This is a genomic window from Methylomonas aurea (genome assembly GCF_024505045.1).
Taxonomy (GTDB): Bacteria; Pseudomonadota; Gammaproteobacteria; order Methylococcales; family Methylomonadaceae; genus Methylomonas; species Methylomonas aurea.
Genome location: NZ_JANIBM010000067.1, coordinates 1 through 7383, shown reverse-complemented (window position 1 = coordinate 7383; position 7383 = coordinate 1). Strand labels below are relative to the sequence as shown.

At 49.3% G+C, this 7383-nt stretch carries 7 protein-coding genes; all 7 read left to right on the top strand.

Annotated elements, in window-relative coordinates:
* Window positions 1–367: GntR family transcriptional regulator (locus NP603_RS21495; protein WP_256612916.1), on the top strand; the 367-nt coding region annotated here is incomplete at its 5' end.
* A gap of 176 nt (window positions 368–543) precedes the next feature.
* Window positions 544–1014, top strand: coding sequence for a helix-turn-helix domain-containing protein (locus NP603_RS21490; protein WP_256612914.1), 471 nt, complete (start codon window positions 544–546; stop codon window positions 1012–1014).
* A 9-nt stretch (window positions 1015–1023) separates the two neighbouring features.
* Window positions 1024–2142, top strand: a complete 1119-nt coding sequence (locus NP603_RS21485; RefSeq protein ID WP_256612912.1) for a tyrosine-type recombinase/integrase — start codon at window positions 1024–1026, stop codon at window positions 2140–2142.
* 91 nt (window positions 2143–2233) lie between these two features.
* Window positions 2234–4354, top strand: coding sequence for a type I restriction-modification system subunit M (locus NP603_RS21480; protein WP_256612911.1), 2121 nt, complete (start codon window positions 2234–2236; stop codon window positions 4352–4354).
* A 5-nt stretch (window positions 4355–4359) separates the two neighbouring features.
* Window positions 4360–5376, top strand: coding sequence for a virulence RhuM family protein (locus tag NP603_RS21475; protein ID WP_256612909.1), 1017 nt, complete (start codon window positions 4360–4362; stop codon window positions 5374–5376).
* Window positions 5373–6683, top strand: a complete 1311-nt coding sequence (locus NP603_RS21470; RefSeq protein WP_256612908.1) for a restriction endonuclease subunit S — start codon at window positions 5373–5375, stop codon at window positions 6681–6683. Before NP603_RS21475 ends, NP603_RS21470 begins: the two co-directional genes overlap by 4 nt.
* Window positions 6683–7383 (top strand): FRG domain-containing protein (locus NP603_RS21465; RefSeq protein WP_256612906.1); only part of this gene is annotated, 701 nt, incomplete at its 3' end. The genes NP603_RS21470 and NP603_RS21465, both read left to right, overlap by 1 nt.

Below are 7383 nucleotides of genomic sequence, written 5' to 3'. Positions count from 1 at the left end.
ACAGCGTGGCGGCGTCATCGTCATTTCTCGGGCATTGCTAGAATCGCATGCCTACAAATCATTGCCGCCAGAAGCAAAGGTGTTGATGGTGTTGCTACAGATACATTGGCGAAACGATCAACCCGTCGCCTATGGCGTACGAGAAGCGGCAAGCCAAATTGGTTGCGCGGTAAATACGGCTTCGAAGTCGTTTAAGGTTCTCAATGAACGCGGCTTCATCGCCTGCGAAAACGAATCTCTATTTAACAGCAAAACCGGCAGCAAGGCGCGTGAATGGCGTTTGACCTGGATGCCGTTTGAACACCGGAAACCAACCCACGACTGGGAAAACTGGAATGAGAAAAACAAAACAACCGTATCAAATTGAAGCACGCAAGGCGATTTTGTATGCCGCTTTTTGAGACACAAAGTTTTTTGCAATGAGTTTGTGTCTTAAAAATCAGCACGCCAAAAGCCAAAAACAACGGCTTATCAAAATCCTGCGTGATTGTTTTTGCGACACACCTACATTAACCATGCCCTATTAAAAACAGAACCGGTTAAATGGCCAAACTCCAAAATCCCAATCGCGCCAAAATCCACCGAAACTACACGGTAGAAGAAATCGCGATGCTCTATGCAGTACACAAAAATACCGTGCGGCTCTGGATCAAAGACGGGCTGCCGACGATTGATCGGAAACGCCCCATCCTGATTGCTGGCGCCGATCTTCGTCGCTACTGGCAAAGCAAACGAACCTGCAGGAAACGAAAATGCCAGCTCTTTGAAATGTATTGCGTACGCTGCAAGGTAACGCAACGGCCAGCCGAAAACATGGCTGATTATGAACCGCTAAATTCTGACACAGGGCGATTGATCGGTCTTTGCCCCGACTGCGGCGGCATTATCAACAAGTTTGTCAGATTCAACCGACTCGATGAAATCCGGGGCTACTTGGACATCACGCAGACGAAAGCACTGAAACACATAAGCGATAGTAACAACCCCCTCGTAAACAGTGACTTCAATCAGTGAGATAAAACCATGACCAAATACAATGCCAACAACGAGCGCATCAAGCGCCAATACTTTGCTTTTTTGAAGGAAGCCAAGCGGCAAAACGAAAGCTCGGTCGATGCCGTGGCTAAGGCCATCAGTCGCTTCGAAGCCTACAACAAACACCGCGATTTCAAGGCTTTTCATTATGAACAGGCCGTGGCATTTAAGCATCATTTGGCCAAGCAACTCAATCAACAAACCGGCAAGCCAATCAGCAAAGCCACCATGCATTCCACGCTAGGCCAGCTCAAAGCGTTCTTCCAATGGCTGGCAATGCAAACTGGCTATAAATCGCGTATCAACTACAGTGACGCCGAGTATTTCAATCTGTCGGAAAAAGAGGTTCGCATTGCCACGGCAAAGCGACCAAAACCGGTGCCAACCCTGGAGCAGATAAAGCACGTCATCCAGTTGATGCCGAACCAGACCGACATCGAGCAGCGTAACCGCGCCCTGATTGCCTTCACCTTGCTGACTGGCGCACGCGACAGCGCCATCGCCTCGATGAAATTGAAACATATCGATATTGCCGGCAGAAACGTGTTTCAAGATGCGCGTGACGTGAAAACCAAATTCAGCAAGACCTTCACCACTTTCTTTTTTCCGGTGGGCGATGAAATAGAACAAATTGTCCATGACTGGGTGCGTCACCTCAAAGAACATCTATTGTGGGGCAACGATGATCCATTGTTTCCCAAAACCCGAGTCGCAGTCAGCAAAGACCACGTCTTTAAAGCTGCCGGCCTGGAAAAAGCTCACTGGAGCAATGCGTCGCCGATACGTGCTATTTTCCGCGAGGCGTTTGAAGCCGCTGGTTTGCCCTATTTCAACCCGCACAGCATCAGAGATACTTTGGTCAAGCTTGGACTACAGATTTGCCCGACACCGGAAGCATTGAAAGCCTGGAGCCAGAATTTAGGTCATGAAGAGGTTTTGACGACCTTGTACAGCTATGGTTATGTGCAGGAGAGCCGGCAAGGTGAAATTATCCAGCAGTTAAGCTCGCCAAGGAATCCACCAGCACCAAACGCTGACGAATTCGCCATGGCGGTTGTTAGAGCTTTGACAAACCAAAAAATAGCAAATCTATCACTATCCTCCTAGAAAAGGTTAACATCGCGCGCCTGAGCAATGGCTCACTCATTAAGACATGCTATAAATCATACGAACAACAAAAATAGGGACGGCTTTACCAATGAACGGCGAAACTCATAGCCAACTAGCCAATTTTATCTGGAGCATCTGCAACCTATTGCGCGGACCATACAAGCGCAACGAATACCGCAAAGTCATTCTGCCGCTCACCGTATTGCGGCGTTTCGATTGTCTACTCGCACCCACCAAAAATTCAGCGTTTGAGGAATTTCAAACCCTAAAAACCAAACCGGAGCGAGTCATCCAGGCCAGACTGCAATCCATTACCGGTCACCGCTTTTACAATTTGTCGCGGATGCAGTTCGATAAAAATGCCGATCATTCCCTGCTCAATGATCCGAACAATCTGGCGCCCAATCTAAACAGCTACATCAACGGTTTTTCTCCGAATGTCCGCGCCATCATGGAGAAGTTCAAGTTCAGCGAGCAAATCGCTCACATGGCGGAAAAGAACATCCTGTTCGAGGTGGTCAAGGCCTTTGCCGCTATCGACCTGTCTCCGCAACGGGTCGATAACGTCCAGATGGGTTATGTCTTTGAAGAACTCATCCGTATCGGCGCCGAGCAATCGAACGAAGAAGCCGGCGAGCATTTCACTCCGCGTGAAGTCATCAAATTGATGGTCAATCTGTTATTGGTGCCTGAGCAGGATTTAGCACAAAGCCACATCGTCAAAACCATTTATGACCCGGCGTGCGGCACCGGTGGCATGCTGTCGGTGGCAGAAGAATACATTCGGAAACTCAATATCGACGCGCAGCCAAAACTATTCGGCCAGGATTTTAACGACGAAGCTTGGGCGGTCTGTAAGTCGGATATGCTGATCAAGGGTGAAGACGCCGACAACGTCATTCTCGGCGACACCTTCACCCGCGACGGCTTTGACCGCGACAGCGACGGCAACAAATGGACGTTTGATTACATGCTGGCCAATCCGCCATTTGGCGTGGAATGGAAGCAGCAACAGAAATACATCCAGCAAGAAGCCGATACCTTGGGTTTTGCCGGTCGCTTTGGTGCCGGTACGCCGCGCATCAACGATGGTGCATTCCTGTTTCTGCAACACATGATTGCCAAAATGCGCCCTGTCGCGGCGGGTGGCAGCCGCATCGGCATTGTGTTTAACGGTTCGCCTTTATTTACCGGCGATGCGGGGAGCGGCGAAAGCGAAATCCGTCGCTGGATTATCGAAAACGACTGGCTGGAAGCCATTGTCGCCTTGCCGGAGCAACTGTTCTACAACACCGGTATATCCACTTACATCTGGATCATCAGCAACCGCAAGGAACCACAGCGCAAAGGCAAAGTGCAATTGATCGACGCACGCAATTTCTGGGTGCCCATGGAAAAATCCTTGGGCAACAAGCGCCGCCGCATTGGCGACCCAAGCGACAAAGCCAAAGACCCGAACCATATCGGCGAAATCACCCAAATCTATGCCAACTTTGCCGATGGCGAACCCCGGAGCTTTACATTTGACGGTAAAGACAAAGAACTTGTAGTCAGCAAAGTGTTCGATAACGAAGACTTTGGTTATCACAAGATTACCGTCGAGCGTCCGCTCAGGCTCAATTTTCAAGCCAACGCCGAGCGCATCGCCCGCCTGGAAGAGCAAACCGCGTTTATTAACCTCGCCAGCAGCAGTAAAAAGAACGAAACCGTCCGCCAGCAGGAAATCGAAGCCGGTCGCGTCCGCCAACAACAAATCCGCGATTTGCTGGCAACTTTTGCCAAGCAGCATGGCGACACCCTGTTTTTAGACCGCAAACAATTTTTACTGACACTGCGCGACATCGACCGCGCCCATGACGTGCGCCTGTCTGCCCCGGAACTCAAAGCCGTGTTGGCGGCATTAAGCGAGCGTGACGAAACAGCAAACATCTGCACCGATAGGCAAGGTAACCCGGAGCCGGATGCCGACTTGCGCGACACTGAAACCGTCCCGCTCAAGGAGAGTATCGACGAATACTTTAAGCGCGAAGTGTTGCCCCATGTCCCCGATGCCTGGATAGACCACAGCAAAACCAAAATCGGCTACGAAATCCCGCTGAATCGGCATTTCTATCGCTACGAACCGCCGCGCGAGCTGGAAACCATCGAAGCTGAAATCAAGGCGCTGGAAGGCGAGATTGTCGATTTACTGAAAGAGGTTACAGCATGACGGACATGCAACCAATCCAAGGACAAGGCGAAGTCATTCTTTACCAAACCGACGATGGGCAAGCAAAAATCAACCTCAAGGCCATAGACGGCTCGGTTTGGCTCACGCAGTTGGAAATTGCCGAGCTGTTTGCAGCGACCAAACAGAACATCAGCTTGCATATCAAGAACATTCTTAAAGACGGTGAGCTTGTGGAAAATTCAGTTGTCAAGGAATCCTTGACAACTGCCGCCGACGGCAAGAACTACAAAACCAAACTATTCAGCCTGCCGATGATACTGGCCATCGGTTACCGGGTTCGCTCGCCAAGAGGTACGCAATTCCGACAATGGGCCAGCCGCCATTTATCCGAATACTTGGTAAAAGGCTTTGTAATGGACGACGAGCGGCTGAAAAATCCCGGTGGCTGGGATTATTTCGACGAGTTGCTGGCGCGCATTCGCGAAATCCGCGCCTCGGAAAAACGCTTTTACCAAAAAGTGCGCGACCTGTTTGCCCTTAGCAGCGATTACCAAGGCAACGAAGAACATGCCAAATTGTTCTTTGCCGAGGTGCAAAACAAATTGCTGTATGCCGTCACCCAGCACACTGCCGCCGAAATCATCGTCCAGCGTGCCGATACCACCGCGCCCAATATGAACCTGACCACCTGGAAAGGCAGCCGGGTGCGCAAAGCCGATGTGATTGTCGCCAAAAATTACCTGAACGCTGATGAAATCGACTCGCTGAACCGTTTGGTAGTGATCTTTCTGGAACAGGCCGAATTGCGCGTCAAGGAACGTAAACAACTCACTCTGGATTACTGGCGCAGCAACATTGATCGCCTGCTGGAATTCAACGACCGGCCCATCTTACGCGGTGCGGGTTCGATTAGTAAGGCTGCGATGAAAACCATCGCCGAACAGCGCTTCGATGAATTCGACGCCAAACGCCGCGCCGACGAAGCAACGGCTGCCGAAGCCGAAGACCTGAAAGCCTTGGAACAATTGGAGCAAGAGCTGGAAAAAGGCGGTCGGCAATGAAATATCCGGCTTATCGGCAATACAAGGACACTGGGGTGGCGTGGTTGGGGGTGGTGCCAGAGCACTGGGAGATTAAGCGTCTAAGTTACATAACCCAATGCCTTGACGGAAAACGTATTCCACTCAATAGAGAACAACGTAGTGAAATGCAAGGCGAGTATCCATATTGGGGCGCAAATTGCGTTGTTGATTATGTCAATCAGTGGTTATTTGATGAACCACTTGTATTACTGGGTGAAGATGGCGCGCCATTTTTTGACCCTAATAAACCCGTTTCATTTTTTGTCAACGGGAAAATTTGGGTTAACAATCACGCTCACGTTCTAAGAACAACTAATGAATTAGAAGAAAGATTCCTGGCTTATGCTTTGAATTGTGTTGGATACGGTGCATTTATCGATGGAGCTACTCGGGATAAGCTTACGCAATCAGATATGAACTCTATTCAAGTTCAGTTTCCGCCAAAAATTGAACAAACCGCCATAGCGGATTTTCTGGATCGGGAAACCGAGCGGATTGATACGCTGGTGGCGAAGAAGCGCAAGCTGGTGGCATTGCTCAAGGAAAAACGTAGCGCGCTGATTTCCCGCACCGTCACCCGCGGCCTGCCCGCCGACGCCGCGCGGGAGTTCGGCCTAGAAGCTCACATCCGATTAAGGCCATCTGGTATCGAGTGGTTAGGCCCTGTCCCAGAAAAATGGGCGGTGATACCTTTGAAACTCGCTATAAGATTTATCGAAGGGCCTGGAATTATGGCTTCAGATTTTACTGATGATGGAATTCCATTATTAAGAATATCTTCTATTGGAAAAAGATTAGTGACGCTTGATGGGTGCAACTATGTATCTCATGACTTAGGAACCACAAGATGGTCCCATTTTAGAGTAAAAAAGCATGATCTACTGATTAGTGGTAGTGCCTCTACAGGTTTTTGCTCCGAGGTTGATGAGGATACTGTAGGCTCTATTCCGTATACAGGTATCATAATTATCCGTCCTTATCCAAAAACCGACCGTGGATTTACTCGTTGGTTTTTTCTGTCCAATTTATTTGTTGATCAATCCAATCTGGCAAAAACAGGCAGCACTATTCAACATTTCGGTCCTACGCATCTGTCGAGAATGTTTATTGCCTTTCCCCCTAAAGAAGAGCAAACCGCCATTGCCACCTATCTCGACCGCGAAACCGCCAAAATCGACCGATTGGTGGAAAAAGTCGAAACTGCCATCACCCGCTTGCAGGAATACCGCAGCGCACTGATCACAGCCGCAGTCACGGGTAAAATTGATGTTAGGGAATACGTCTGATGAATGAATTCAGAATTAAATCTTTTGAAGAGTATTTGAGCATCGTTCGCGATAGATTTGGTAATGACGAACGTAACGGCAAACGCAGCCGACTGTATTTTCGTGGTCAGACCAAACGAGCCTTGGATGGTTATGATTTGAAGCCTTCGATCGGTCGCTACAAATATTTGGATGCCAAAACGCCTGCGGAGCGCGACCGATTAGAACAAGAAGTGTTGGAAACTTTCAGCAACCATTTGTTGACCTATGTAAATCATTTGCCGCGCAACGAATGGGAGGCTTTAGCAATTGCCCAGCACCACGGTTTGCCAACCCGTTTTATGGACTGGACTACGAACCCCTTGGTGGCACTGTATTTTGCGACCCGAGAAACCCAACGCAATGGCAGCGGCGAAAATTTTGATAGCGCAATTTACATTCTGATTAGTGAGCCTAAGCGATTTAGTGATTTGAAACGCCAAAATCAAAATGGCGAGGCTGTTCAGCAAACCACAACGCCGGTTAAGTCACTTGTGGCGCTAACAGACAGCGATGGTTACGACGATTTTGGACTGGATGGGGAACAAGCGACTATTTTTGATGAATTCGAAACGCTGGATGATGCCGAGCAGTTCCAATCCCATAAAAATGACGATTCAAGGCTAGATTCTGAGCTTTCACCGTTTGGCATTGGTGAAAATGTGATTTATGACCCGCCCCG